The sequence below is a fragment of the Marinobacterium sp. xm-a-127 genome, from assembly GCF_013283425.1.
Lineage (GTDB): Bacteria > Pseudomonadota > Gammaproteobacteria > Pseudomonadales > Balneatricaceae > Marinobacterium_E.
Genome location: NZ_WBYH01000001.1, coordinates 1 through 24,291 on the forward strand (window position 1 = coordinate 1; position 24,291 = coordinate 24,291).

Sequence of the window (24,291 nt, forward strand, 5' to 3'; positions counted from 1 at the left end):
CAGTCGTGAAACGCGTCATCGCCGATGGTAGTGTGGGGTTTCCCCATGTGAGAGTAGGTCATTGCCAGGCACCTAATAAACAAAGAACCCCAGTACCGAAAGGTCCTGGGGTTTTTTGTTTTTTGGTCGCAAGGAGACTTCTGAGCGAATGCCCATGTGACAACCCATGCCCCAACGGGGCGGGGTTGAGGCGCTGCAAGCGTCGCGAAGCGATGACGAGCAACGCTCGGCACCTATTGTAGGTCATTGAGAGCTTCGTAAAGGATCTCTGCCAAATCCATCGCGGCCTTTGCAAGACCGCTCCAACGTTTTAACAGAATCTCTGCCAACGGATAGAGCGGATGACAGGCTGAAGGCCAGTCACCGTAGCTTCGTAGTGAGTTAAGCACACCAGTGACTGGCTTTAGCCTGTCATCTGCTCTCCAATTACGCGCCCAACCTTCCCGGCCTTCGCAAGACCGCTCCAACTACCCTCTCAAATGCTCTGCAAAGAACGCCAAGGTTCTCTCCCAAGCCAGCTCTGCTTCAGCTTCGCTGTAGCGTGCAGTCGAGTCGTTGTGGAAGCCGTGGTTCACTCCTGCGTAGGTGTGAGCGGTATAAGTTTTACCTAGCTTATCCAATATAGGCTGGTAGTCGACCCAGGTTCCATTCACGCGCTTATCCAGTTCTGCAAAGTGGAACTGTAATGGAGCAGTGATCTTCTCAAATCCGTCTTCAGCAGGCGTTCCATAGAAGGGAACACCGGCGTTCAAATCTGATCCTAGATCGATCGCTAGTTGATTGACTAGGTAGCCACCAAAGCAGAATCCAACCATACCCAGTTTGCCACTGCTGAACTCGTGATTCTTAATAAACTGAGCGGCTGCAATGAAGTCTGCAACGATTTTGCTTCGCTCTAACGTACGCTGCATTGCGCGGCCTTCGTCATCGTTGCCTGGGTAACCACCCAATGGATAGAGAGCATCGGGTGCAAAGGCGATATAGCCTGCTTTGGCCAGACGTCTAGCGACGTCCTCGATGTATGGATTCAAACCACGGTTCTCGTGGGCAACCAGTACGGTCGGCGCATCATTCATCTCATCGACCCCTGCTGGAACAACTAGGTATCCGCGCCCTTTTCCATGGCCTTCAGGCGACTCGAACTCTACATATCTCCCTTTGATTTCGGGATCATTGAATGAGACCTGTTCCGCCAGGGCGTAGTTTGGTGTCAGTGCTGTCGTCATTGCGCCAAGGGTTAATCCTGCAATGCCTAAAGTGCCTAAGCGCGCTAGGAAGGTGCGTCGGTCAATATCACCGTGTGCATATTCGTCGTACCAATCAAACGCGACCTGAGGAATGGTCAGCGGGGTTTGTTCTTTTTGTTGCATATCCATGGTTGCACTCCTGTGCTGATGATTTACAGATACTCTTTTGCCTATGCGTCGGTTTCTTACTACTGGAGCAAACTCTATAATGAGTCTCTTATTTATAGCTTAGGATTTTGAAATGCGCCTAATGATATTTTTATTAACGGCCCTGCTTGTGTCGGGCTGCGTGCCATTCGTTCCGTTTATCTAATTCTAATATGCCATCAGATTTCACTATTAATCGCTTCACCACCGAGTTCTCACCGTCTGAGGACCGAATTCGAATGGTGGTCGAAGAGAGTCAGCAGCAAACGATTGTCATTTGGCTAACGCGTCGTCTTTTGGTGCGACTCATTGGGGCGATGGTTAAAGCGATTGAATCAGAGACAGTGGGGCGTCCTGAGTCGGATACTCTTCAATCATTTACTCAATACCGTGCTCAACAAGCTCAGGTCGAAGAGGCACCTGTTAAGGCGATAGAGGGCAGTTCTGAGTGGTTAATCAATCGTGTTGATCTGAATGTCTCGCATGAGCGACTGACGTTAAAGCTATTCTGTGATGAGGAGTGTGCCACTCTTGCCATGCCTCGTGTTAATGCTCGTCAGTGGCTGAATATTATGCACCGGCTATTTGAGGTCGCTGAGTGGCACTATGATAAATGGCCTAGTTGGCTTCAGCAGTCCCCCTCAGTGACTCAGCCGGCCCTGGTCCATTAAGACCGCGTCAAAATTCCATTAACAGTTTATTTACTATGCTCGCATCCATTAACGCCCTGCTACCCGATTTGCTGACCGTATCAGAATCTTGGTTTCTAATTGTGCTTTCAGGCTTTACCTCGCTGCTAACGGCAACGCTTGGCATTGGTGGCGGCGCGCTGTTGCTAGCGGTCTTGGCGCAGATAATGCCGCTTGCTGCACTGATTCCGGTGCATGGATTGGTCCAATTTGGCTCTAATTTTAATCGTGCACTGCTGACTTGGCGCCATATTGATCGTCCATTGATCGCTCAATTTATGGCGGGTGCCGTCATAGGAGCGGTGATTGCGTCGTTCATCGTCGTTCAGTTGCCCCTGACGTGGATTCAAATTGCGGTTGGCCTATTTATATTATGGATCGTTTGGGGGCCTAAACCGAAAGGGGGTGGTCTCTCTCCAAAAGGGGCAGTTGTAGCAGGTGGGTTAACCACGATTATCTCGATGTTTGTTGGAGCAACCGGCCCTTTAGTCGGAGGGCTTGTCTACCGCACTGGAGCGGATAAGCTATCGAAAGTAGCGACAATGGCCGCTGCATTGACGGGGCAACATCTATTAAAGGGTGTTGTGTTCGCGTTTGTTGGATTCTCATTCCTTGAGTGGCTGCCCCTCATCGCACTAATGATTCTATCGGGCGCAATAGGCACTTGGGTCGGGCTCAACATTCTGCATAAGATCTCTTCTGATCTCTTTAATCAGCTGTTTCGACTGGTCATTACTCTGCTTGCGCTGCGATTACTGTGGCAGGGGGTCGAATCGTTTTTATGGCATTAACACCAAACCAGCCGCGGCCGTTAATGCTGTTGCGGTGAAACGTGCCAACCACTTAGTGTTTGACTCATCAGCGAGCTTTTTCTGCAACCAGCGGCCACCCGATGCATAAGCAATTAACGCACCGATCTCTATCACAATAAAGGTTCCGCCCATGACAGTAACCTGCTCGGCGATATTGGCTGTTGGATCCATAAATTGTGGAAAGAAGGCGGTGAAGATCAGGATCAACTTAGGGTTGGTTGAGGCGACGATCGCTTCTGATCGAGCCATCTCCCAGATTTTTGTCTCTTGTGCATCGACACTGTTCAGGTTGACCTGTGCACGGAGTGATTGCCAGGCCATGTAGAGCAAGTAAGCGGCACCGATTAGCTTCATAACAAAGAAAGCGTGTTCGCTTAGTGCAAGCAGCGCTTCTAGGCCATAAGCAAGCAGAACCAGCATCACCACCATGACGGGTAGACGCGCAAGACCGGCAACTGATGCAGCAAAGAGTGAAGTGCGTGTCCCATGTATCAGTGCTATCAGGTTATTGGGACCAGGGAAAAAGTTCATCCCGATACAGGCTGGAAGGAATATCCACCATTGAGCTTCGTTCATATCTCTCCCTATTTCCCTAAAGAGTCGGTTAACAGCAGGTAAGCTATTGTCCACATAGTAAGGGCTACGAGGCAATCTAATACGCGCCAAGCCAGTGGATTGGCAAACAGAGGTGTAAGCGCTCTCGCACCGTAGCTAATGGTTAAAAACCAGAGCAGAGAGAAACTGGATGCACCGGCTGCAAACCAATAAGTGTCTAGGCTGTCATAACGCCCTGCAATGCTGCCCAGTAGTACCACAGTATCTAGGTAGACATGGGGGTTAAGCAGGCTTAAGGCTGCGGTTGCCATCAATGCTGTAGAGAGGCTGCTAAAACCTGCGCTTTTATTAGCTTGTAGAGTGTTGCTTTTGAGTGCCGACAACCCTGCTTTGCATCCATAGAGTATCAAAAAGGCAGCACCGCCCCAGGTAACCAAGGTTAAAAATAGCTCGGAGCGATTGATTAAAGCACCCATGCCGGCGGCACCCGCAAAAATTAACAGGGTATCGATCAATGCGCAGGTGAGGGCAATCTGCCAAAAGTAGTGCTGCTTAACTCCTTGGGTTAATACAAAGGCATTTTGAGCACCAATCGCAGCGATTAAGCTCGCTCCGGTAATGGCACCTGTAATGTAAGCAGTCGGTAGCAATGTCATAGTCGGTCCAAACCAAAAGAAGCCACGGAGTTCGTGGCTTCTTGATGGCTATCCTATCTAAGCGATCGCTTAGAACGGGATGTCATCATCAAAGTCATCAAACGCAGGAGGCTGCTGTTGCGGGGCTTGTTGTTGCGGCGCCTGCTGAGGCGCTTGTTGACGCGGTGCACTTTGCTGAGGTTGTTGGTTGTAACCCATATCGCCGCCCTGCTGTTGGTAACCGCCGCCCATGTTGTCGCCACCGCCATTTCGGCCATCTAGCATCTGCATTTCGCTCGCTACGATTTCAGTAGTGTAGCGATCTTGGCCATCTTGACCCTGCCATTTACGGGTACGCAGTGCGCCTTCAACGTAGACTTTTGAACCTTTGCGAAGGTACTCACCAGCGATCTCAGCAAGGCGGTTAAAGAATACAATGCGGTGCCACTCGGTACGTTCGTTCATTTGCCCCGTGTTCTTGTCTTTCCAAGAGTCACTGGTTGCCAGTGTGATGTTGGTCACCGCACCACCGTTTGGCATGTAACGAGTCTCTGGGTCACCACCAATGTTACCCACTAGAATTACTTTATTAATACCGCGTGCCATTCTTATCTCCGCACAAAAACTTTAATCAATTTAGGTTACTTTAACAGATCAAAAGCGGCGATTCAGCCGTAATTGCAATCTACTTATCTGTCGTATTGAACTGCATGATATAGTACTCGTTTTTTCACGGCCGGAGCAGTAATGGACACAATTCTGGTACGCGGTGCGCGCACCCATAACCTTAAAGGGATCGATCTAGAGATACCCCGCGATAAGTTAGTCGTAGTCACCGGTCTATCGGGATCTGGTAAGTCCTCACTTGCCTTCGATACGCTCTATGCTGAGGGACAGCGACGTTATGTCGAGTCACTCTCTACCTACGCGCGTCAGTTCCTATCGATGATGGAAAAACCCGAGGTGGACCACATTGAAGGTCTCTCGCCGGCCATCTCTATTGAGCAGAAGTCGACCTCCCACAACCCGCGTTCAACGGTCGGTACCATTACTGAGATCTATGACTACCTGCGCCTTCTTTACGCTCGTGCGGGTGAACCGCGTTGTCCTGATCATGATCTACCTCTAAAGGCGCAAACTATCAGTCAGATGGTCGACCAAGTGTTGGCACTGCCAGAGGGGTCTAAACTGATGCTACTGGCACCTGTTGTGCAGGATCGTAAAGGCGAGCATCTGCACACTTTGAATGAGTTAAGAGCCCAAGGCTTTGTTCGAGCTCGTATTGATGGCACGGTTGTTGATTTAGATGATGTCCCGGCGCTCGATAAGAACAAGAAGCACCGTATTGATGTGGTCGTAGATCGTTTTAAAGTGCGATCTGACCTACAGCAACGTCTTGCTGAGTCGTTTGAAACCGCCATCAATCTTACCGACGGTCTGGCAACGGTTGATTGGATGGATGAGGGTGCGGGCGAAGAGATGATCTTCTCTGCGCGTTTTGCTTGTCCTAAGTGTGGGCACTCCATTCAAGAGCTAGAGCCGCGCCTCTTCTCTTTCAACAACCCACACGGCGCTTGCCCAAGCTGCGATGGTTTGGGGGTTAAGCAGTATTTTGATCCCAACAAGGTTGTTCAAGATAACACTCTGACGCTCTCTGAAGGGGCAATTCGTGGTTGGGATCGACGCACGCTTTACTATTTCCAACAGCTTAAAGCAGTTGCCGAACACTACGGCTTTGATATCGATACGCCGTTTAAGGATCTGTCTAAAAAGCATCAAGAGGTGATCCTCTATGGCAGCGGTACTGAGACAGTACCATTCCGCTACCTGAATGATCGTGGCGATATCGTCTCTAAATCACACGCTTTTGAAGGGGTTATTAATAACCTTGAGCGTCGTTATAAAGAGACTGAGTCAGACATGGTGCGTGATGACTTAGCGAAGTACATCAACATGCAGCCTTGTCCGAGTTGTTCTGGCAGTCGTCTGCGTCGTGAAGCGCGTCACGTATTCATCGATGACAAGACACTGCCAGAGCTTGTACGTTACCCCATTGGTTCAGCATTGGACTACTTCAATGGCTTGAAGCTGGAGGGAAAACAGGGCGAGATCGCAGAGAAAGTGCTGAAAGAGATCCGTGAACGACTCAGCTTCCTTGTCAATGTCGGACTTGATTACCTCTCTCTAGAGCGCAGTGCAGAGACTCTATCAGGCGGCGAAGCTCAGCGTATTCGTCTGGCCAGTCAGATTGGTGCCGGTCTAGTCGGTGTGATGTACATCCTAGATGAGCCCTCTATCGGTCTGCACCAACGCGATAATGAGCGTCTTTTGAAGACGCTTGAGCATCTACGCGACCTGGGTAATACCGTGATTGTCGTTGAGCACGACGAGGATGCGATCCGCCAAGCTGATCATATTATTGATATTGGTCCTGGTGCCGGTGTACACGGTGGCGAGGTTGTTGGTTCTGGAAGCTATGAGGATATCGTTAACAGTGAGCGCTCACTTACTGGTCAATACCTCTCCGGCAAGCGTGCCATTGAGGTGCCCAAGCAGCGCCATGAGCGTGATCCTAAGAAGTCGCTCAAACTGTTTGGGGCCTCTGGTAACAATCTGCAAAACGTCGACCTAGAGATTCCGGTTGGCCTGTTTACCTGTATCACCGGTGTATCGGGCTCTGGTAAGTCGACACTAATTAATAATACGCTCTACCCGATTGCGGCAACGGAACTGAATAACGCGACGACCTTAACGCCAGCTCCGTATAAAAAGGTGGTCGGTATGGACCACTTCGATAAGGTAATCGATATCGATCAGAGTCCAATCGGTCGTACCCCTCGTTCAAACCCTGCAACCTATACCGGTATCTTTACTCAGGTACGCGAACTGTTTGCCGGTACCCAAGAGGCTCGTTCACGTGGCTACAAACCAGGACGATTCAGCTTCAACGTCAAAGGCGGACGTTGTGAAGCCTGTCAGGGTGATGGCGTTATTAAGGTAGAGATGCACTTCCTACCGGATGTGTACGTGCCTTGTGATGTCTGTAAAGGGAAGCGTTACAACCGCGAAACTCTGGAAGTTCAGTACAAGGGTAAAAATATTCATGAGGTGCTGGACCAAACGGTTGAGGACGCACGAGAGTTCTTCGATGCTATCCCTGCCTTGGCTCGCAGATTACAGACCCTGATCGATGTCGGCTTGAGTTACATCCGATTAGGCCAAGCGGCAACGACGCTGTCCGGTGGTGAGGCGCAGCGCGTTAAGTTGGCCAAAGAGCTCTCTAAGCGGGATACAGGCAAGACGCTCTACATTCTCGATGAGCCGACGACCGGTCTGCACTTCTATGACATTGAGCAGCTGTTGACGGTCCTTAATCGTCTGCGCGATCACGGCAATACCATCGTTGTTATCGAGCACAACCTCGATGTGATTAAAACGGCGGATTGGATAGTCGATTTGGGGCCTGAAGGTGGCAGTGGCGGTGGTCGTATTGTCGCTGAAGGAACCCCTGAGCAGGTGGCTGATACTGAAGGGTCTGAGACGGGGCGTTTCTTAAAACCGATGCTCTAAACCCTACACCTACAAAAAAGCCGGCACTTCTGCCGGCTTATTTATGTCGCTTGCGATTAGATCAGTCCAGCTGACTAAGATCGCGAACGGCACCCTTATCCGCTGCCGTAACAAGCTTCGCGTAGGCTTTTAGCGCTGCAGAGACTTTACGAGGACGCTCTTTAGCAGGCTTCCATCCCGCTGCATCTTGCGCTGCGCGACGAGTCGCTAGCTCTTCATCGCTGACAAGCACGTCGATGGTGCGATTTGGAATGTCGATACGAATTATATCGCCATCTCGAACAAGACCGATGTTACCGCCACCAGCAGCTTCTGGTGAGACGTGACCGATCGATAGGCCTGAAGTACCACCCGAGAAACGACCATCAGTAAGAAGAGCACAGGCTTTACCTAGACCCTTAGACTTGATGTATGACGTTGGGTAGAGCATCTCTTGCATGCCTGGGCCACCCTTAGGACCTTCGTAACGAACAATGACAACGTCGCCCGCTTTGACCTGGTCGTTTAGGATATGATCAACCGCTTCGTCTTGAGATTCGGTGATGTGTGCGGGACCTTCAAACACAAGGATCGAGTCATCAACACCGGCTGTTTTCACAACACAACCATCTTGAGCTAGGTTGCCGAACAGTACAGCTAGGCCACCCTCTTGAGAGAAAGCGTGCTCTACTGAACGGATACAACCCTCGGCGCGATCCCCATCAAGAGATGGCCAGCGCGTCGATTGAGAGAAGGCTTGTTGAGTTGGAATACCGGCAGGACCCGCTTTGTAGAACTCAACGACTTCCGGTGTTGGATTGCGCATGATGTCCCATTTGTCGAGCACTTCAGCCATATCTTTACCAGCTACGCTTGGAACGTCGGTGTGTAATTTGCCGCCACGATCGAGCTCACCCAAAATGGCCATGATGCCACCCGCACGGTGTACATCTTCAATGTGGTATTTAGGTGTATTTGGCGCCACTTTACAGAGCTGTGGGACGACGCGTGAAAGACGATCGATGTCAGCCAATGTGAAGTCGATCTCTGCCTCTTGAGCAATCGCTAGAAGGTGAAGAATGGTATTGGTAGAACCGCCCATTGCGATATCCAGCGTGATCGCGTTTTCAAAGGCTTTGAATCCAACGCTACGAGGTAGAACGCGTTCGTTGTCATTCTCGTAGTAGTCCTTTGCCATCTCAACGATGCGGCGGCCTGCCTCTAGGAAGAGGTTTTCACGGTCAGCGTGGGTTGCCACGACCGTACCGTTACCTGGTAGAGCAAGACCTAAAGCTTCTGCCAAACAGTTCATCGAGTTGGCCGTAAACATACCAGAACAAGAACCACAGGTTGGACAGGCTGAGCGCTCAACGGCGTCTACTGTCTCATCGGAAGCCGTTGGATCGGCTGCCAGTACCATTGCATCGACTAGATCGAGTTTGTGCTCTGCTAGTTTTGTCTTGCCGGCTTCCATTGGGCCGCCGGTGACGAAGATAACAGGGATGTTCAGGCGCATAGAGGCCATCAACATTCCCGGTGTGATCTTGTCACAGTTAGAGATGCAGACAATGGCATCGGCACAGTGTGCGTTCACCATGTACTCCACTGAGTCGGCGATGATGTCACGGCTAGGTAGAGAGTAGAGCATACCGTCGTGGCCCATCGCGATGCCGTCATCGACGGCAATGGTGTTGAACTCTTTTGCAACACCGCCCGCACGTTCGATCTCACGTGCGACTAGCTGCCCCATGTCTTTTAGGTGAACGTGGCCGGGAACGAACTGAGTAAATGAGTTGGCTACGGCAATGATCGGTTTGTGAAAGTCATCATCTTTCATGCCAGTTGCACGCCAAAGCGCGCGGGCACCAGCCATATTGCGGCCAGCGGTGGATGTTTTTGAACGGTACTGTGGCATCGTCTTCTCTCTTTTGATTACGCCAAAAAATTATCCTCTCAGTATATCAGATTGAACGAAATGATCAGCTTAAAGACTTGTTCGCAGGTTCCTTATTCTGAGTAGGGTTTTTTACCGATTCAGACTCAATTAATATGTGCTGAGTTATTCTAATAATCATTGTTTTATCCTCGTGTTTGGAGGAGTGTTTGAAACACTTATTTTTGTTGATGTTGAGCCCCGTGTTTTTGGGGTTTTCTGTTGCTAGTGCCGCTGATAAAGAGGCCGTGGCCGATGCGGTTACTGCTGTTGTTGAAGCAGATGTTACCTCGCCTGAAGCCGTGCCAAATCCTGACGGTGTCATTGATCCTGTTGTCACCCCTGAATCGACCAGTGCCGCTGAAGTGAGCGTGGCTGATGTGCAATTGCCCTTTGATCTTAAGGCTGCAGCTGATCTGGCCATCGACACATTCGGTGGCGAAGTGGTGAAAGCGGAAGAGACACCGGACGAAGCTGGACTGCTTCTCTTCACTATACGTATCGTTAACGAAGGGCGTGTTAAAGACGTAGTTATTGATGCAGCTAATGGTGACATTATTAAGCCTCTTGAAGAGCCGCTTGCTGCAGAAGCTGAATCGGATACGGTAACCGAGGATGTTCCTGTAAGCGAGAAAGCTCCTTTAAGTGAGGAGGCTGCACAGTGAAAATACTCGTCGTTGAGGACGATCCGGATCTACGTCGTCAGCTAGTCAGCGGTCTATCGGGTCGTGCTTATACTGTAGAAGATTGCGGTGATGGTAACGAAGCGCTCTACCAGGGCAGTGAGTTTGAATACGATCTTGCGATTGTCGATATTGGCCTACCCGGCATGTCAGGCCTTGATGTTATTCGAGGCTGGCGTAAAGCGCAGAGACAGTTCCCTATTTTGATTCTTACTGCACGCGGTGATTGGCAGGATAAGGTAGAGGGGTTAGAAGCGGGCGCTGACGATTACCTTGTTAAACCTTTCCACATGGAAGAGCTGAATGCGCGCGTGAATGCACTGCTTCGCCGTGCTGCAGGTCATGCCTCCCCGCAGATGACCTTTGGCCCCATTACTTTGGATACGGTCGCACGTGCCGTATTTGTTAATGGCTCAGAAATTAAACTGACCAGCTATGAGTACCGCACATTGGAATACCTAATGGTGCACGCTGGTAAGACAATCTCTAAAGCTGAGTTGACTGAGCATCTCTACCATCAAGATTACGATCGCGACTCCAATGTGTTGGAAGTGTTTGTTCGTCGTCTTCGTCAAAAACTGGATCCTGATCAGACCTTGCATCCGATCATGACCGTCCGAGGTCTAGGCTATCGTTTTGCTCTGGAAGCCTCTGAATAAGTTCTTTTCGGGCATCAAATGGGTGCCCGGATCTCTGCAGACTCGACTCCTTTGGGCGTCGATTGTGCTGCTCCCTATTCTGATTATTTTCGCCGGTGCAGCACTGCAGAACGCCTACGAGAGCAGTCTGTTTGCATCGGAGCGCTCCCAAGCGCAACTGCAAACCTATGGTATTTTGGGGTCCGCTGATCTGGTGGAGGGGGAGCTCGTCCTACCACGCCGCCTTCAAGAGCCGCGTTTCAGTCAGGTCCAATCTGGATTATCAGGGCTGGTGTTCGATGCTCAAGGTCTATTGCGTTGGCAGTCTGAGTCGAGTGCACTGCTCGAAGAGCAGTTTCTCATGCAGGTTTCAACCATCCAGCCGGAGCCGGGCAGTAGTCGATTTCAGCACTTAAAAGATCAAGGATTCTACCTCTACGTCTACCCACTGGTTTGGGAGATTGAAGAGAAGGAGTTTCGTTACACCATCGCGATAGTGAGTTCAGATGCGGCCGCGATGGAAGAGCTGCTCGCCTTCCAACGCCAGTTGTGGGGTTGGTTATTAGCGGTCTACTTGCTGGCTCTTTTGCTGCAGTTCTTTATTCTTCGTTGGGGTCTGAAACCCTTGGATGATCTTGCTGACGACCTCTCTATGATTGAGCAGGGTGATGCGGAGAAGCTTGAAGGTGTCTATCCCTATGAGGTGGAGCGTATTACCAAGAACTTGAACCGCCTGATCGAATCCGAGCGCTCGCAACGAGAGCGCTACCGCAACACCCTAGGCGACCTTGCACACAGTCTTAAAACACCACTGGCAGTGATTCGTGGTGCCGGAGAAGAGCAACACTCGCAATCGAGCTATAAACGCTTGGTTGAAGAGCAGAGTGATCGCATGACTCAGATTGTGCAGTATCAATTGAGCCGTGCGGTGAAGTCTAAAGAGCAGGCTATGACAGGCGCCACCAGCTTGCTGCTGTCGGTCGATCGTATTGTTAATGCACTTGGCCGGGTCTATGCCGCAAAAGAGATCGATGTCGAGCGTGAAGGGTTAAATCATTTCTTCGCGGGTGATGAACGAGATCTGATGGAGATGCTGGGTAATCTGATTGAGAATGCCTTTAAGTATTGTGATCATCAGGTTCGTCTCTCTGCGACGCAAGAGCAGCAGTGGTTAGAGATTGTTATAGAGAATGATGGCCAAGCTATCTCGACAGAGGAACATCAGGTTGTCATTGAACGAGGTGCTCGTCTCGACACCTCTCGACCTGGTCAGGGCATAGGTTTAGCCGTTGTGACGGATATTGTCAGCAGTTACAACGGGGGTATCGAAATAGCGCAGTCGGAGCTTGGCGGAGCCCAGATTAGACTCCGCCTTCCGGCTGGTGAGGAGTGATTACTCCAAGATTTTAAAGAAGACTTTTGAGTTTCTTTGAAAGTTATAGAGCGCCTGACGTTCAGTGGGTAGTGCGCTTAAATCGCGCTCTACAAAGCCTCTCTCCAAGAACCAGTGTGCGGTTCTTGTTGTCAGTACAAACAACTCTTTCAGGCCAATGGCTTTAGCTCGCTCAGTAATGTGCTCAAGCAGACTATCACCACGTTCACCACCACGATACTCATCACTGACCGCTATTCCGGCAAGCTCACCAACGCCCTCTGCATGGAAGGGGTAGAGCGCGGCACAGCCAATGATCGCATTATCTCGTTCAATGACAGAGAAGCGCTCAATTTCAGATTCGAGCAGCTCTCTAGAGCGGCGCACCAACACACCGGCCTGCTCTAGAGGGGCGATAAGATCAATCAGACCGCCGACATCATCGATGCTCGCTTCCCTGACCTGCTCATAGGAGTGGCGGCTGACCATCGTGCCGTAACCATCCCGGGTGAACAACTCCGTTAGCAGTGCACCATCTTCTTGGTAGCTCACTAGGTGACAACGTGGCACGCCACGCTCACAAGCATCGGCCGCGGCACCAAGCAGACAAGCGATCTCGGAGTGTGGTTGAGTCGGGTCATCAATATTCGCTAAATAGTGCGAAACCAGACGTTTAGCCGTCGACGCGAGCAGTTCACTGCGTAACTCGCCTTGGCTATCACGTATACCCTGCTGTGCGCCAAACAGCACAAGTTTGTCGGCGTTCAATGCTGTCGCTACATTCACTGCGACCTCCTCAACCGATAGGTTGAAGATCTCTCCAGTCGGTGAGTAACCCAGGTTGGTCACCAGCACTATGTTCTCTAGGGCTAACTGCTGCTGAATCGCTTCACTGTCGACGCGACGCAGCTCGCCGGTTAATCCCATGTCCACGCCATCAAGAACACCCAGCGGTTTAGCCATAACAAAGTTGCCACTAACAACACGTATTTTGGCGCCGTGCATCGGTGTGTTGGCAAGGCTCATAGAGAGGCGTGCTTCAAATTCGGTTCTGACATTGGCCACGGCATCAATGACATCACCCATTAGGTCGGGTGAGGTAATACGCTGATCGTGGTGCAGTCTAACCTCTTTGCCGGCAGCTTGAAGGCGTTGATCAATTTGTGGGCGCGCACCGTGCACCAGAACGAGCTTAACACCTAAGCCATTCAGCAGCGCAATGTCATGAATAATGTTAGCAAAGTTGTCGCTGGCAACGGCTTCACCCGTCAGCATCATCACCATCGTTTTATCACGATGATGGTGGATGTAGGGTGATGAGTGCCTAAACCACTTCACATAGTTCGATGAGCTATCCATCGTTAACAGCCTTTCACACAGTATTGATTGATTAGATTATGCAACAGATCGAGGGTTGGAGCGAATTGATCCAGCGCTAAGAACTCATCTGGCTGGTGAGCCTGATCAATCGACCCAGGTCCGAGTACCAGTGTCTGCATCCCCATCTGCTGCAGGAAGGGCGCCTCTGTGCCAAATGCGACCGCTTCCGCTTTGTGTCCAGTGAGTCGTTCGACACATGCCACAAATTCGCTTTCGCTCTGTTCAAACGGAGGGATGCCGGGGAATAGTGAGCGAACACTCAGATCCACTCTGTGCTTCTGCTCTATCGGCTTGAGCCGATCGCTGATTAGGTTTCGCAGTCCATCCATCGACATGCCAGGTAGCGGGCGAAGGTCAAACTCCAACTCACACTGCCCACAGATCCGATTGGGATTATCACCACCGTGGATACAGCCCAAATTCATGGTCGGGACGTCGATTCTAAAGTTTGAGTTCTGATACTTAGACTGAAGCTCGCTGCGTATTGTGAGCAGCTCATTCATCACACCACTCATCGCCTCTAGCGCATTGGCCCCAAGCGATGGATCGGATGAGTGACCCGCTTGCCCCTCAATGCGAACCGCTTCCATCATCATGCCTTTATGCATTCTGATCGGTTTCAGGCTGGTCGGCTCGCCGATCAACGCAGCACGTGCTTTGGGTTTGCCCGCATCGACCAAGGCTCTTGCCCCAGACATCGAGGACTCCTCATCGGCTGTTGCGAGAATGATCAGCGGTGCTTGTAAGGGTGTATCTTTGTATTGCTTGGCGGCTTCAATCGCCAGTGCTAAAAAGCCTTTCATGTCACAGGTGCCCAGCCCATACAGTTTTTGATCACGCTCTTCGACTTTAAAAGGGTCTGATTTCCACAGCTCTGGATCACAGGGCACAGTATCGGTATGGCCAGAGAGAACGAGACCGCCAGGTCCTGTGCCCAAGGTTGCTATTAGATTGGCTTTGCCTGGGTTGTTGGGAACCGGCATCACCTCACATTGAAACCCTAGCGATTCACACCAGCTGTGCAGTAACTCAATGACGCCGAGGTTTGAGTGATCCCATTTCGGTGTGGTTGAGCTGATAGAGGGCACAGCTATCAGTGAACTGATCATCTCTATCGGCTTGGGTGGCATGGGCATGGTCGGCTCTCCATAAATATTTCATCTGACTTTATCCTGTTCCAGTGCGTTGGTCACTGATTCAGAGCTCAAAACTCTTGTACAATGGCTTAAACATCCGCGTTATTGAGAATGGAATCATGTCCAAAGAGCTTGAGTTAAAGTTAGGTTGCCTTCCGACTGTGGCAGCACAGGTCTGCGCACTGCCGTTTTTAAGTGACTTACCCAGTGAATCAAAGCTCCTTCTCAATCTCTACTACGATACGCCGGATGAGTCTTTGAAACGGATGAAAATGGCGCTGCGCATTCGTAAATCTGGCGATCAGTGGCTGCAGACTTTGAAAACGACTGGGATAACCGATGCATCGGGGCTCTCCACTCGTGGTGAATATGAGTGGGTGATCGATGGGCCCAATCTCAAGTTGGATCTTCTAAAGGAGTTGCTGCCCGCCGATCTCGACAGTGACAGCCTCTACCCTGTCTTTTCAACCAACTTTAAGCGCACAACTTGGCTCTATCAACGCGAACAGACGCAGATCGAGATCGCTTGTGATCAGGGTGAAGTACGAACCGGTAATCGTATTGAGCCGATCTCTGAAGTGGAGTTAGAGCTAAAACAGGGCGATGCCAGTGCTCTGTTTGATCTTGCTGAACAATTGACTCGATTGAGCCCACTGTGGATTGGTCAGCGTAGCAAGGCGCAGCGTGGCTGGGAGCTACGATTCGAGCACCCTCCTGCCCCAGAGTTGCCATCGCTTATCATGGAGCGTGGCGATTTGGCTGAGCGTGTTGAGCGCCTCTCGGCCATGACCATCTGTTGGCAGCGCTGTTATGAATTGATTCCAATCACTCTCGCACCAACGGTCATTACCACCCTCTGTTCTGCCCTGGAACAACAGATTGCACTGTTGCGACAGTTAAGTGATTTAGAAGCCTCTGCAGGGCTGCTGAAGGAGTACGAAGCACTGCTTACTCGAGTCATGCCTCTTTATGATTTGGCCTATTTCAGCGGCTCCACTCCAACCTTTTATAAGACCATTCAAGAGAGATCACGATCGATCTCTGCTGATCTTTTGAATGATCCTTCAATCGGTCAGTTAGCGCTCAGAACGGCTCACTTCATTCGTGAAACGACTCAAGGAGCGGGTGATGAATAAGGTTCTGATCATTAATACCGGTGGCACCTTTGGTATGGTGCTAGGTGAAGCCGGGCTGGCGCCCGCTGCCGATCTTGAATTACGGCTGCGAGAACAGGTACCAGAGTTGGCGCACTATTCATTTGATCTCGTCGACCTGCTTCCCCTCATCGACAGTTCCGATCTTCGTTTAAATGATTGGACGCGCATCTGCGAAACGATCCTATCTGAACAGCATCACTATGCCGGCTTTATTGTGATTCATGGCACGGATACCTTAGCGTACACCGCATCGGCGTTAAGCTTTGCGCTGCTGGGTTTGAGTCAGCCTGTTGTGGTGACGGGATCTCAGTACCCCTTAGGTGTTGAGGGCAGTGATGCGCCAACTAACCTGTTGGATTCGCTTAGCTATCTGGCCCAGCCTGATGTTGAAGGCGTTCGTGTCTGTTTTGGCGGACTTAATCTTCAGGCAAACCGCGTTCGAAAAGTGGATGCTCAGGACTATGTCGCTTTTGAGATGCCAAACGGTGAGATCTCATCTATCCATGAAGCTGCGGTTCCAGAAGTGCTGGGCTACCAAGAGGGCGCAGTCGCGACCCTTTTGATCTACCCCGGAATGTCTGCCGCTATCATGGATGGGCTTCTGACGGATGATCGCCTGCGAGTTGTTGTGTTGTTGAGCTTTGGCAGTGGCAATATTCCAACGACCAGCAGTGACTTTGGCGATGCACTAAGGCGTGCTCATGAGAAAGGTGTGCTGTTGGTCAACATGACCCAGTGTCTGAAAGGTCGAGTCATTCCAGGGGCTTATGAGACCGGAGCTTTGTTAGCAGAGTTGGGCGCATTGCCGGGCTTTGATATGACACCTGAAGCGGCCTTTGCCAAGCTGCACTATCTGCTTGCAAAGGGCTTAGACAAAAAAGCGGTTGAGGCCCAATGGCAACAACCGCTTTGTGGAGAGCTTCAGCCCTGAGAAGAGCTTTAGCCTTCATTGAGGGGTGAAGGCTCTGTATTAGTGCCCCAGAATCTGACTTAGGAAGAGTTTAGTACGCTCGTTCTGTGGATTGTTAAAGAACTCGTTGGGTTCATTCTCTTCCACAATTTGTCCTGCATCCATGAAGATGACACGGTCAGCAACTTTCTTAGCGAAGCCCATCTCGTGTGTCACACACAACATGGTCATACCCTCTTCAGCGAGCTCAACCATGACGTCGAGTACCTCTTTGATCATCTCAGGATCGAGAGCTGACGTCGGCTCATCAAACAGCATGATGTTCGGGTTCATACAGAGGGAGCGCGCAATCGCGACACGCTGCTGCTGACCACCCGATAGCTGGCCTGGGTACTTATCAGCCTGATCAGGAATCTTAACGCGCTCTAGGTACTTCATTGCGATCTCTTCAGCTTCCGCTTTTGGCTTCTTCTGAACCCAGATCGGGCCTAGTGTAAGGTTTTCCAAAATGGTTAGGTGCGGGAATAGGTTGAAGTGCTGGAACACCATACCCACGTCGCGGCGGATCTTCTCGATATTCTTAACATCTTCAATCATCTCGACACCGTCAACCACTAGAGATCCCTCTTGGAACTCCTCCAGGCGGTTGATACAGCGAATGGTGGTCGATTTGCCTGAGCCCGACGGGCCACAGATAACGATACGCTCACCTTTTTTAACACGCAGATTGATATCACGTAGTACATGGAAATTACCGTACCACTTGTTTAGGTTCTCAATAACGATGACATCTTGAGAGTCTGCTGCTGAGTTAGTTGCGGTCATGATTAGTCTCTCTTATCAGTATTCATTTGACGTTCGATGCGGCGAGCAAGCACCGACATGCTGAAACAGCTTCCCCAGAACACGAGGAAGACGAATAGGTAACCTTCAAGCGCATGGCCACCTAGCCAGTAGGAGTTAGACAGAGCTGTCTGTAGTGTTTGAACGACTTCTGGGATGCCGATGATCAACAAGAAGGTTGTGTTCTTAAACAGCATGACAAAGGTAGCCAGAATGTTCGGCATCGACACTTTGATAACCTGCGGCAAGATGATCAACAGGATCTTCTGCCAGTAGCTAAGGCCGATCGAATCTGCCGCTTCGTATTGACCCGACGGGACAGCTTGGAAACCACCACGGAACACTTCTGCCATGTAACCTGACATGAAGAAGATCAATACCAACCAGACACGAATCAACTTATCGACGTTCGTTCCTTCTGCAAAGAAGAGTGGCAGCATGACTGAGCCCATGAAGAAGAGCGACAGTACCGGAACACCACGGAAGAACTCGATAAAGATAACTGAAACAGATCGGATAAATGGCATCTCTGAGCGACGACCCAAAGCCCACAGGAAGCTGAATGGGAAGGCGACGATAATGCTGGCGGCTGCCATAAAGACGTTGAGCGTAAATCCGCCCCACAAATCAGTACTGACAACCTCTAGGCCTAACCAACGGCCATCTAGGATAGCGATACCCACAATCGGTAGTAGTAACCAAGAGGTGATGGAAGCTTTTAGGCGAATCGATTTTGGCAGTGTGAATGACGCCGCAATCACCATCACTAGTAAGACTAGGGTAAGGTTGATACGCCATACCTCTTCAACAGGGTAAGTCCCATAGAAGAATTGGTAAGACCAAGCGTTAATAAAGACCCAACAAGCCCCCTCTTTGACACAGGCATCTTCTGTGGTGCCGGTGAAATTTGCCGACCAAAAAGCCCAGTCAAAGATAAGTGGTAGGTAGTAAGCCAACAGTGCAATGACTGAAAGGGTTACGACCGAGTTCGGGATCGAAGAGAAAAGGTTGTCACGCAGCCAGGCTGTAAAACCGACGGTTTTAATCGGTGCCGGGCGGGCTGCAATAGGCTGAAATTCTTTCATTATGCTCTCCTATCGGCTCACCAACGCAACCGCGCTGTTAAATCGGTTCATGAGGAACGAGATCACCATATTGACCACAAAGTAGACGATAATGGTCATAAAGATGGTCTCAATCGCTTGTCCAGTCTGGTTAAGAGCGGTGCCGACAAATACGTTGAATAGATCGGGATAACCGACCGCCGCCGCTAGCGTAGAGTTCTTCACCAGTGACTGATACTCGGAGTTCAGTAGCGGCACAATGACACGCATTGCCTGAGGCACGATGATCAATGACATGATCTTGTTCTCACGCAAACCAATGCTGCGAGCCGCTTCTGTTTGACCGTGTGGAATCGATTGCACACCTGCACGCACGGCTTCGGCAATGAATGCACCAGTGTAGACCGACAGCGCAATGGCAAGCGACATCAGCTCTGGGATGACGGTAATACCACCGAAGTAGTTAAAGCCCTTTAGAGCTGGGTATTCAACGGTGAATGGAAAGCCCGTTAACGCTGCAACAATTAATGGAAATAGAATCACCATGGCGATGCTGGTCTTCAGCACAGGGAACTGTTGGCCGGTCAGCTCTTGACGTTTTTTGGCCCAGCGACGCAGTACAAAAATTCCTGCAACGGCAGCGCCTAAAGCGATCCAGACCAAAGATGATAGATCGCCGCCAATCAGTTTAGGTAGGTAGAGGCCGCGAACGTTGAGGAACACAGCTTCGCCTAAACTCAAGCTTTGGCGAGCGCCAGGCAGACTGGATAGAACGGCGAAGTACCAGAAGAACACCTGTAGCAGAAGCGGTACGTTTCGGAAGATTTCTACATAGACCAGAGCAATCTTACGAATCAACCAGTTATGCGAGAAGTGCGCCACACCAAAGATAAATCCAAGTAGCGTCGCGAAGAAGATACCGATGGCCGAGACCAAAAGGGTGTTTAAGAAACCGACAACAAATATTCGTCCGTAGGTATCGGTCGACTCAAAGGAGATCAACGACATCAAGACATCATAGCCTGCAGCTGCGCCTAAGAAGTCGAAACCGGTTTTGATCCCCGTCGCTTCCATGTTGGCCAGCGTGTTGCCAATGATGGTGCCAAAGAAATAGAGCAACCCAGCGACCAGTGCGATCTGATAGAAGAAACCGCGGATGCGTGGGTTGTTATAAAAGGCGTTGGAGGTGGTTCCGGAGCTCGATTTACGGCTCGCTGACTTAACCTCTTCAATGGTTTTTTGTTTGAACATTGAATTAACCTAAAAATAGAGTGCTTTCACGCAGAAAGGGGCACTGTTGTGCCCCTTTTTAGATCGCTTCGGTTTTAGCGCATAGCTGGTGCGTATAGGATACCGCCATCACGCCAAGACGCGTTGATACCACGTGCTAGCTTAAGTGGTGAATCCATACCCACGTTACGCTCAAACGACTCTGAGTAGTTACCTACTTGAGTGATGATGTTGTAAGCCCAGTCAGCACTTAGACCTAGGTTAGCACCTAGTTCACCTTCAGCACCTAGTAGACGCTTGTTAGCTGGGTTGCCGTTCGCTTTCATGTCAGCTGCGTTTGCAGAAGTGACCTTCTGCTCTTCTGCTTCGATCATTGCGTTTAGAGACCACTTAACAATGTTGAACCACTGGTCATCGCCTTGACGAACTACTGGGCCTAGAGGCTCTTTAGAGATAACTTCGGGAAGAATCACTGCATTGCCTGGGTTAGCTAGACCGATACGAAGTGCCGCTAGCTGAGAACCGTCTGATGTTAGGAAGTCACAACGACCTGATTCGAAACCTTGACGAGTTTGGTCAGAGGTATCGAAAGTAACCGCTTTGTATGACATGCCGTTCTCACGGAAGTAGTCAGCGATTGCAAGCTCAGTAGAGGTACCCGCTTGGATACATGCGTTTGCACCGTCTAGCTCAGTTGCGCTTGATACGCCTAGATCTTTCATGACCATGAATGACGCACCGTCGTAGTAGTTAGTACCAGCAAAGTTGATACCTAGTGATGTATCACGAGTGTGAGTCCAAGTCGTGTTACGAGATAGCATGTCGATTTCGCCAGACGCTAGCGCAGTGAAACGCTCTTTAGCGGTTAGCGGTTTGTATTGAACAGCTTCTGAATCGCCAAGTACTGCAGCTGCAACCGCACGACACATATCAACGTCGAGACCGCTCCATTTGCCGTTCTCATCTTTTTGAGAGAAGCCTGCAAGACCAGTAGATACACCACAAGTTAGGGTGCCACGGCTCTTAACATCGTCAAGAGTAGCTGCTTGAACTGCACCAGCAGTCATTGTTGCAGCAAGGATAGAAGCGGTTAGTAAAGCTTTCTTAGCCATTATGTAGATCCTCTTTTGAGTAGGTTGTTGTTCTTTTTCCACAGCAACTAGTGTGCCAACAATTTTCAGTGAGTCATTTTCATCGACATTCATCGTTAAAAATTGTCTGAAAGTTACGGTATAACGGGGTGTTTTGATCAAATAATCTTTAATACCCAACGCCAGCACTCTGCTTACTCGTTTAAGATTGTGTCATTATGACTCAAAGGTCAATACTAAAGTAGGGCTTAAATTGAGCTTTTGCACAGTATTGGTGCAATTTGATTTAAGTCCTGTTCCTCTTATAACTGAACGCAGTATATTAGTCCTATTGGCAAGATTTCGGAGTGGTTTGAGTGACAGCGATATTGAATGACTACCTAGAAAAACAGCAGCAAAAGGTTTCAGCAGCAAGAGATCTGCTTGAATCAGATCACAATCGGTTGGCGGAGTTAGATCGAGTGCTATTGGGATCTGACTATGTTGCGGATCAGCTGCAGCGTCATCCCGAATTGATTGAGCAGTTAAACCTTGATGTTGGTGAGCTTCCAACAGGTGCTTTAACAGCGCAAGTGTTGGCGGCTGTTGAAGCTGTGGGGAGTGAAGAGGCACTGAGTGTTGCGCTGCGTCGCCTGCGTCGATTGGCCATGGTTAGAATTATTTGGCGCGACTTGAACCGATTGGCCGATCTAACAGAAACCACCCGGATGCTCTCCGAACTGGCCGATGCCACTACTGATGCAGCATTGAATTGGCTGCACCAAGATCTAGTCAAAGATCTGGGTGAGCCAATGGACTCTGATGGAAATTTGCAACGCATGGCCGTCATTGGAATGGGCAAATTGGGGGCACATGAGCTCAATCTCTCCTCGGATATCGACCTGATGTTTACCTTCCCCGCCAATGGCGAAACCCAAGGTGGCCGCCGTTCACTATCCAACCAAGAGTTCTTTACACGACTGGGTAAAAGATTGATTCGTGTTTTAGATGCCCCCACAGCCGAGGGCTTTGTATTCCGTGTCGATATGCGTCTGCGTCCGTTTGGATCTTCTGGTCCATTGGTTGCCAGTTTTGATGCCATGGAGCAGTACTACCAGACACAGGGGCGTGAGTGGGAGCGTTATGCGTTGATCAAAGCGCGTATCATCGCGGGTGATAAGGAAGCTGGCGCCCAGTTGATGCAGGATCTGCGCCCCTTTGTCTATCGTAAGTACATTGACTACAGCGCCTTTGAATCTTTGCGTGAAATGAAAGGGATGATTGAGCGTGAGAACCGTTTAAAGGGTCGTGAGAATAACGTTAAGTTGGGAGCCGGAGGTATTCGCGAGGTTGAGTTCATCGCTCAAGCCTTTCAGCTAATCCGCGGCGGGCGTGATACACGTTTGCAGCAACGAGAGTTGTGCAACATATTGCCACTTCTCCCAGAGGTAGTCGGCATTCCAGACGTGGTTGTGACAGAGCTAACCCATGCCTACGTCTTCCTGCGTAATGTGGAACATGCGATTCAGGCGCAAGCAGATAAGCAGACCCAAGAGCTACCAGCTGATGATCTCGGTATGCAGCGCCTTGCCTACTCCATGGGCTTTACGAGTCCAGAGGCGCTTTTAACAGAGCTAAATGAGCATCGAAGTCGAGTCTCACAGCACTTTGCAGATGTTATTGCACCAGTGGATCAGGAAGGCAATGCCGAGCAAACTGAGAGCGATGCGCATCTTACGGGCCTCTGGCATGAGGAGTTTGCAGATCAGGAGGCGCTGGCTCACTATCTGACAGAGCTGGGTTACAGCGAAACCGATCGAGCGTTGAAGGCACTGGTATCGCTGCGCCAGTTAAGAACGGTACAGGCGTTGCAAAATGTCGGGCAGGAGCGTTTGTTGGATCTGCTGCCTCGTTTGCTCCGGGATCTGTCGGGCGTGGAAAACGCAGAAGAGACTTTGGAGCGGGTTTTGCAGCTGATTCAAGCTGTAGTGCGTCGTTCAGCCTATCTTCTTCTGCTAGCCGAAAACCCCAGTGCTCGAGCGCAGTTGGTAAAGCTCTGTTCAGCCAGTCCATGGTTTGCAGAGAAGTTAGCTCATCAACCGGTCCTTCTTGATGAGCTGATTGATGCATCATCACTGTTCAATCCACCGGACGCACAAGCTTTATCCAATGAGTTACGACAGCAGTTGATGCGTATCCCAGAGGATGACATTGAGCAGTTAATGGAAGCGCTGCGTTACTTTAGAAATGCACATATTCTGCGAGTGGCTGCTGCGGATATAACTGGTGCTTTGCCTCTGATGAAAGTGAGTGATTACTTAACCTGGCTAGCAGAAGCGATTCTCCAGGCGGTTTTGGAGATCGCATGGCGAGATATGACAACCAAATATGGCACGCCGCAGCGATCGGCAGGCGTTCCATGCGATCAAGACTTTGTCATTATCGGCTTTGGTAAATTGGGTGGGATTGAGCTCTCTTATGGATCGGATCTGGATCTGGTTTTTGTGCATGATGCGCCCAGTAATTTGATGACTGCTGGGGGCAATAAAGAGATAGCCAATGACGTTTTTTTCACGCGTTTAGGTCAGCGCATCATTCATATATTGAACACCTTCACGACCTCGGGTCAGCTTTATGAGGTCGATATGCGTCTGCGACCCTCTGGCAATTCTGGACTATTGGTCAGCTCCCTGAATGCCTTTGAGGCCTATCAACTGAATGAAGCCTGGACTTGGGAGCACCAAGCACTGGTGCGTGCCCGTGTAGTGGCAGGGTCGAGTCGACTTAAAGCCGAATTTGAAGCGGTGCGTGCTAAGGTCCTTTGTAAGGATAGGGAAGCTGAATCGTTACGTGAAGAGGTGATCGCAATGCGCCAGAAGATGCGTGATCATCTTGGCACTGCAGAGGGTTCAGAAGCGTTCAATATCAAACAGGATGCTGGCGGTATTGTCGATATCGAGTTTGCGGTGCAGTACCTTGTGCTCAGATACGCTAAAGAGACAGCTGCGCTTTATAAGTTCACTGATAACGTGCGCATTATTGAGGCTCTGGCGGATGCGGGTTATTTGGATCAAACCCAGGCTGAAGTGTTAAGCGAGAGTTATAAAACTTACCGCGCATTAGGCCATCGCCAGACTCTACAAAACGCGAAGGGCTTGATCTCCAGTGCAGAATTAATAGATCTACGCCAATCTGTAAAAGTTGTTTGGCAATCAATTTTTAAACAGAGTACTTGATTGTG

The 24,291-nt window shown here is 50.3% G+C and carries 21 protein-coding genes; 9 read left to right on the forward strand and 12 right to left on the reverse strand.

The annotated features are described in order from the left end of the window. Positions 1 to 233: 233 nt before the first annotated feature. Positions 234 to 389 (reverse strand): hypothetical protein, encoded by a 156-nt coding sequence (locus XMA127_RS00005; RefSeq protein WP_173480021.1) that lies wholly within the window; start codon positions 387 to 389, stop codon positions 234 to 236. Positions 390 to 467: 78 nt separating this feature from the next. Beyond that, entirely contained in the window at positions 468 to 1,376 is a 909-nt protein-coding gene (locus XMA127_RS00010) for a dienelactone hydrolase family protein (RefSeq protein WP_173480022.1), read from the reverse strand. 191 nt (positions 1,377 to 1,567) lie between these two features. Between XMA127_RS00010 and XMA127_RS00015 the strand changes: the two genes are divergently transcribed. Then, entirely contained in the window at positions 1,568 to 2,065 is a 498-nt protein-coding gene (locus XMA127_RS00015; RefSeq protein ID WP_173480023.1) for a hypothetical protein, read from the forward strand. Positions 2,066 to 2,100: 35 nt separating this feature from the next. Further along, positions 2,101 to 2,874, forward strand: coding sequence for a sulfite exporter TauE/SafE family protein (locus tag XMA127_RS00020; RefSeq protein WP_173480024.1), 774 nt, complete (start codon positions 2,101 to 2,103; stop codon positions 2,872 to 2,874). Here XMA127_RS00020 and XMA127_RS00025 read toward each other — a convergent pair. The 3 genes from XMA127_RS00025 to ssb all read right to left on the reverse strand — a co-directional run bounded on the left by XMA127_RS00025 (position 2,863) and on the right by ssb (position 4,691). After that, positions 2,863 to 3,471 carry a LysE family translocator gene (locus tag XMA127_RS00025; protein WP_173480025.1) on the reverse strand — a complete coding sequence of 203 codons (609 nt, stop codon included), beginning with the start codon at positions 3,469 to 3,471 and terminating at the stop codon, positions 2,863 to 2,865. The two genes, XMA127_RS00020 and XMA127_RS00025, sit on opposite strands and share 12 nt — an antisense overlap. 8 nt (positions 3,472 to 3,479) lie before the next feature. Then, positions 3,480 to 4,106 (reverse strand): LysE/ArgO family amino acid transporter, encoded by a 627-nt coding sequence (locus tag XMA127_RS00030; protein WP_173482818.1) that lies wholly within the window; start codon positions 4,104 to 4,106, stop codon positions 3,480 to 3,482. Between the two features lie 69 nt (positions 4,107 to 4,175). After that, a complete protein-coding gene (ssb, locus tag XMA127_RS00035; protein ID WP_173480027.1) occupies positions 4,176 to 4,691 on the reverse strand; it encodes a single-stranded DNA-binding protein in 516 nt (171 codons plus the stop codon). A 141-nt stretch (positions 4,692 to 4,832) separates the two neighbouring features. Here ssb and uvrA point away from each other — a divergent pair, with 141 nt between their 5' ends. After that, entirely contained in the window at positions 4,833 to 7,655 is a 2,823-nt protein-coding gene (uvrA, locus tag XMA127_RS00040) for an excinuclease ABC subunit UvrA (protein ID WP_173480028.1), read from the forward strand. Positions 7,656 to 7,716: 61 nt separating this feature from the next. Here uvrA and ilvD read toward each other — a convergent pair whose 3' ends face one another. Next, the gene (gene ilvD, locus XMA127_RS00045) at positions 7,717 to 9,549 is read right to left on the reverse strand and encodes a dihydroxy-acid dehydratase (protein ID WP_173480029.1); all 1,833 of its coding nucleotides are present in this window, start codon (positions 9,547 to 9,549) and stop codon (positions 7,717 to 7,719) included. Between the two features lie 188 nt (positions 9,550 to 9,737). Here ilvD and XMA127_RS00050 point away from each other — a divergent pair, with 188 nt between their 5' ends. From XMA127_RS00050 to XMA127_RS00060, 3 genes are read left to right on the forward strand one after another with little or no spacing between them, the layout of a single operon-like run. Next, entirely contained in the window at positions 9,738 to 10,232 is a 495-nt protein-coding gene (locus XMA127_RS00050; protein WP_173482817.1) for a PepSY domain-containing protein, read from the forward strand. Beyond that, positions 10,229 to 10,909: a response regulator transcription factor gene (locus XMA127_RS00055; protein ID WP_173480031.1), complete on the forward strand. Its 681-nt coding sequence runs from the start codon at positions 10,229 to 10,231 to the stop codon at positions 10,907 to 10,909. Before XMA127_RS00050 ends, XMA127_RS00055 begins: the two co-directional genes overlap by 4 nt. Continuing rightward, positions 10,887 to 12,281 carry an ATP-binding protein gene (locus XMA127_RS00060; RefSeq protein WP_254448386.1) on the forward strand — a complete coding sequence of 465 codons (1,395 nt, stop codon included), beginning with the start codon at positions 10,887 to 10,889 and terminating at the stop codon, positions 12,279 to 12,281. The genes XMA127_RS00055 and XMA127_RS00060 overlap by 23 nt, the downstream gene beginning before the upstream one ends. Here XMA127_RS00060 and argA read toward each other — a convergent pair whose 3' ends face one another. Together argA and argE are read right to left on the reverse strand one after the other, a co-directional pair. Further along, complete coding sequence (argA, locus tag XMA127_RS00065) at positions 12,282 to 13,619, reverse strand: amino-acid N-acetyltransferase (protein ID WP_173482816.1); 1,338 nt, start codon at positions 13,617 to 13,619, stop codon at positions 12,282 to 12,284. Between the two features lie 2 nt (positions 13,620 to 13,621). Beyond that, the gene (gene argE, locus XMA127_RS00070; RefSeq protein WP_173480033.1) at positions 13,622 to 14,776 is read right to left on the reverse strand and encodes an acetylornithine deacetylase; all 1,155 of its coding nucleotides are present in this window, start codon (positions 14,774 to 14,776) and stop codon (positions 13,622 to 13,624) included. Between the two features lie 119 nt (positions 14,777 to 14,895). On the opposite strand from argE, the gene XMA127_RS00075 reads away from it, so the two are divergent. Both XMA127_RS00075 and XMA127_RS00080 read left to right on the forward strand, forming a co-directional pair. After that, positions 14,896 to 15,912 carry a CYTH domain-containing protein gene (locus XMA127_RS00075; RefSeq protein WP_173480034.1) on the forward strand — a complete coding sequence of 339 codons (1,017 nt, stop codon included), beginning with the start codon at positions 14,896 to 14,898 and terminating at the stop codon, positions 15,910 to 15,912. Beyond that, the gene (locus XMA127_RS00080; RefSeq protein WP_173482815.1) at positions 15,905 to 16,864 is read left to right on the forward strand and encodes an asparaginase; all 960 of its coding nucleotides are present in this window, start codon (positions 15,905 to 15,907) and stop codon (positions 16,862 to 16,864) included. Before XMA127_RS00075 ends, XMA127_RS00080 begins: the two co-directional genes overlap by 8 nt. Before the next feature lie 39 nt (positions 16,865 to 16,903). On the opposite strand, the gene XMA127_RS00085 is transcribed toward XMA127_RS00080, so the two are convergent. The 4 genes from XMA127_RS00085 to XMA127_RS00100 form a co-directional block, all read right to left on the reverse strand. Beyond that, positions 16,904 to 17,668: an amino acid ABC transporter ATP-binding protein gene (locus XMA127_RS00085; protein ID WP_173480036.1), complete on the reverse strand. Its 765-nt coding sequence runs from the start codon at positions 17,666 to 17,668 to the stop codon at positions 16,904 to 16,906. A 2-nt stretch (positions 17,669 to 17,670) separates the two neighbouring features. Continuing rightward, a complete protein-coding gene (locus tag XMA127_RS00090) occupies positions 17,671 to 18,771 on the reverse strand; it encodes an amino acid ABC transporter permease (RefSeq protein WP_173482814.1) in 1,101 nt (366 codons plus the stop codon). Positions 18,772 to 18,780: 9 nt separating this feature from the next. Next, the gene (locus XMA127_RS00095) at positions 18,781 to 20,001 is read right to left on the reverse strand and encodes an amino acid ABC transporter permease (RefSeq protein WP_173480038.1); all 1,221 of its coding nucleotides are present in this window, start codon (positions 19,999 to 20,001) and stop codon (positions 18,781 to 18,783) included. A gap of 74 nt (positions 20,002 to 20,075) precedes the next feature. Further along, complete coding sequence (locus XMA127_RS00100) at positions 20,076 to 21,092, reverse strand: amino acid ABC transporter substrate-binding protein (RefSeq protein ID WP_173480039.1); 1,017 nt, start codon at positions 21,090 to 21,092, stop codon at positions 20,076 to 20,078. A gap of 335 nt (positions 21,093 to 21,427) precedes the next feature. On the opposite strand from XMA127_RS00100, the gene glnE reads away from it, so the two are divergent. Continuing rightward, positions 21,428 to 24,286, forward strand: a complete 2,859-nt coding sequence (gene glnE, locus XMA127_RS00105; RefSeq protein ID WP_173484773.1) for a bifunctional [glutamate--ammonia ligase]-adenylyl-L-tyrosine phosphorylase/[glutamate--ammonia-ligase] adenylyltransferase — start codon at positions 21,428 to 21,430, stop codon at positions 24,284 to 24,286. Positions 24,287 to 24,291 lie beyond the last annotated feature (5 nt).

Excerpts from the sequence above, each read along its gene's own strand:
- XMA127_RS00010 (WP_173480022.1), bottom strand. The coding sequence starts at position 1,376 with ATGGATATGCAACAAAAAGAACAAACCCCGCTGACCATTCCTCAGGTC.
- XMA127_RS00015 (WP_173480023.1), top strand. The coding sequence starts at position 1,568 with ATGCCATCAGATTTCACTATTAATCGCTTCACCACCGAGTTCTCACCG.
- XMA127_RS00020 (WP_173480024.1), top strand. The coding sequence starts at position 2,101 with ATGCTCGCATCCATTAACGCCCTGCTACCCGATTTGCTGACCGTATCA.
- XMA127_RS00025 (WP_173480025.1), bottom strand. The coding sequence starts at position 3,471 with ATGAACGAAGCTCAATGGTGGATATTCCTTCCAGCCTGTATCGGGATG.
- XMA127_RS00030 (WP_173482818.1), bottom strand. The coding sequence starts at position 4,106 with ATGACATTGCTACCGACTGCTTACATTACAGGTGCCATTACCGGAGCG.
- ssb (WP_173480027.1), bottom strand. The coding sequence starts at position 4,691 with ATGGCACGCGGTATTAATAAAGTAATTCTAGTGGGTAACATTGGTGGT.
- uvrA (WP_173480028.1), top strand. The coding sequence starts at position 4,833 with ATGGACACAATTCTGGTACGCGGTGCGCGCACCCATAACCTTAAAGGG.
- ilvD (WP_173480029.1), bottom strand. The coding sequence starts at position 9,549 with ATGCCACAGTACCGTTCAAAAACATCCACCGCTGGCCGCAATATGGCT.
- argA (WP_173482816.1), bottom strand. The coding sequence starts at position 13,619 with ATGGATAGCTCATCGAACTATGTGAAGTGGTTTAGGCACTCATCACCC.
- argE (WP_173480033.1), bottom strand. The coding sequence starts at position 14,776 with ATGCCCATGCCACCCAAGCCGATAGAGATGATCAGTTCACTGATAGCT.
- XMA127_RS00075 (WP_173480034.1), top strand. The coding sequence starts at position 14,896 with ATGTCCAAAGAGCTTGAGTTAAAGTTAGGTTGCCTTCCGACTGTGGCA.
- XMA127_RS00080 (WP_173482815.1), top strand. The coding sequence starts at position 15,905 with ATGAATAAGGTTCTGATCATTAATACCGGTGGCACCTTTGGTATGGTG.
- XMA127_RS00085 (WP_173480036.1), bottom strand. The coding sequence starts at position 17,668 with ATGACCGCAACTAACTCAGCAGCAGACTCTCAAGATGTCATCGTTATT.
- XMA127_RS00090 (WP_173482814.1), bottom strand. The coding sequence starts at position 18,771 with ATGAAAGAATTTCAGCCTATTGCAGCCCGCCCGGCACCGATTAAAACC.
- XMA127_RS00095 (WP_173480038.1), bottom strand. The coding sequence starts at position 20,001 with ATGTTCAAACAAAAAACCATTGAAGAGGTTAAGTCAGCGAGCCGTAAA.
- XMA127_RS00100 (WP_173480039.1), bottom strand. The coding sequence starts at position 21,092 with ATGGCTAAGAAAGCTTTACTAACCGCTTCTATCCTTGCTGCAACAATG.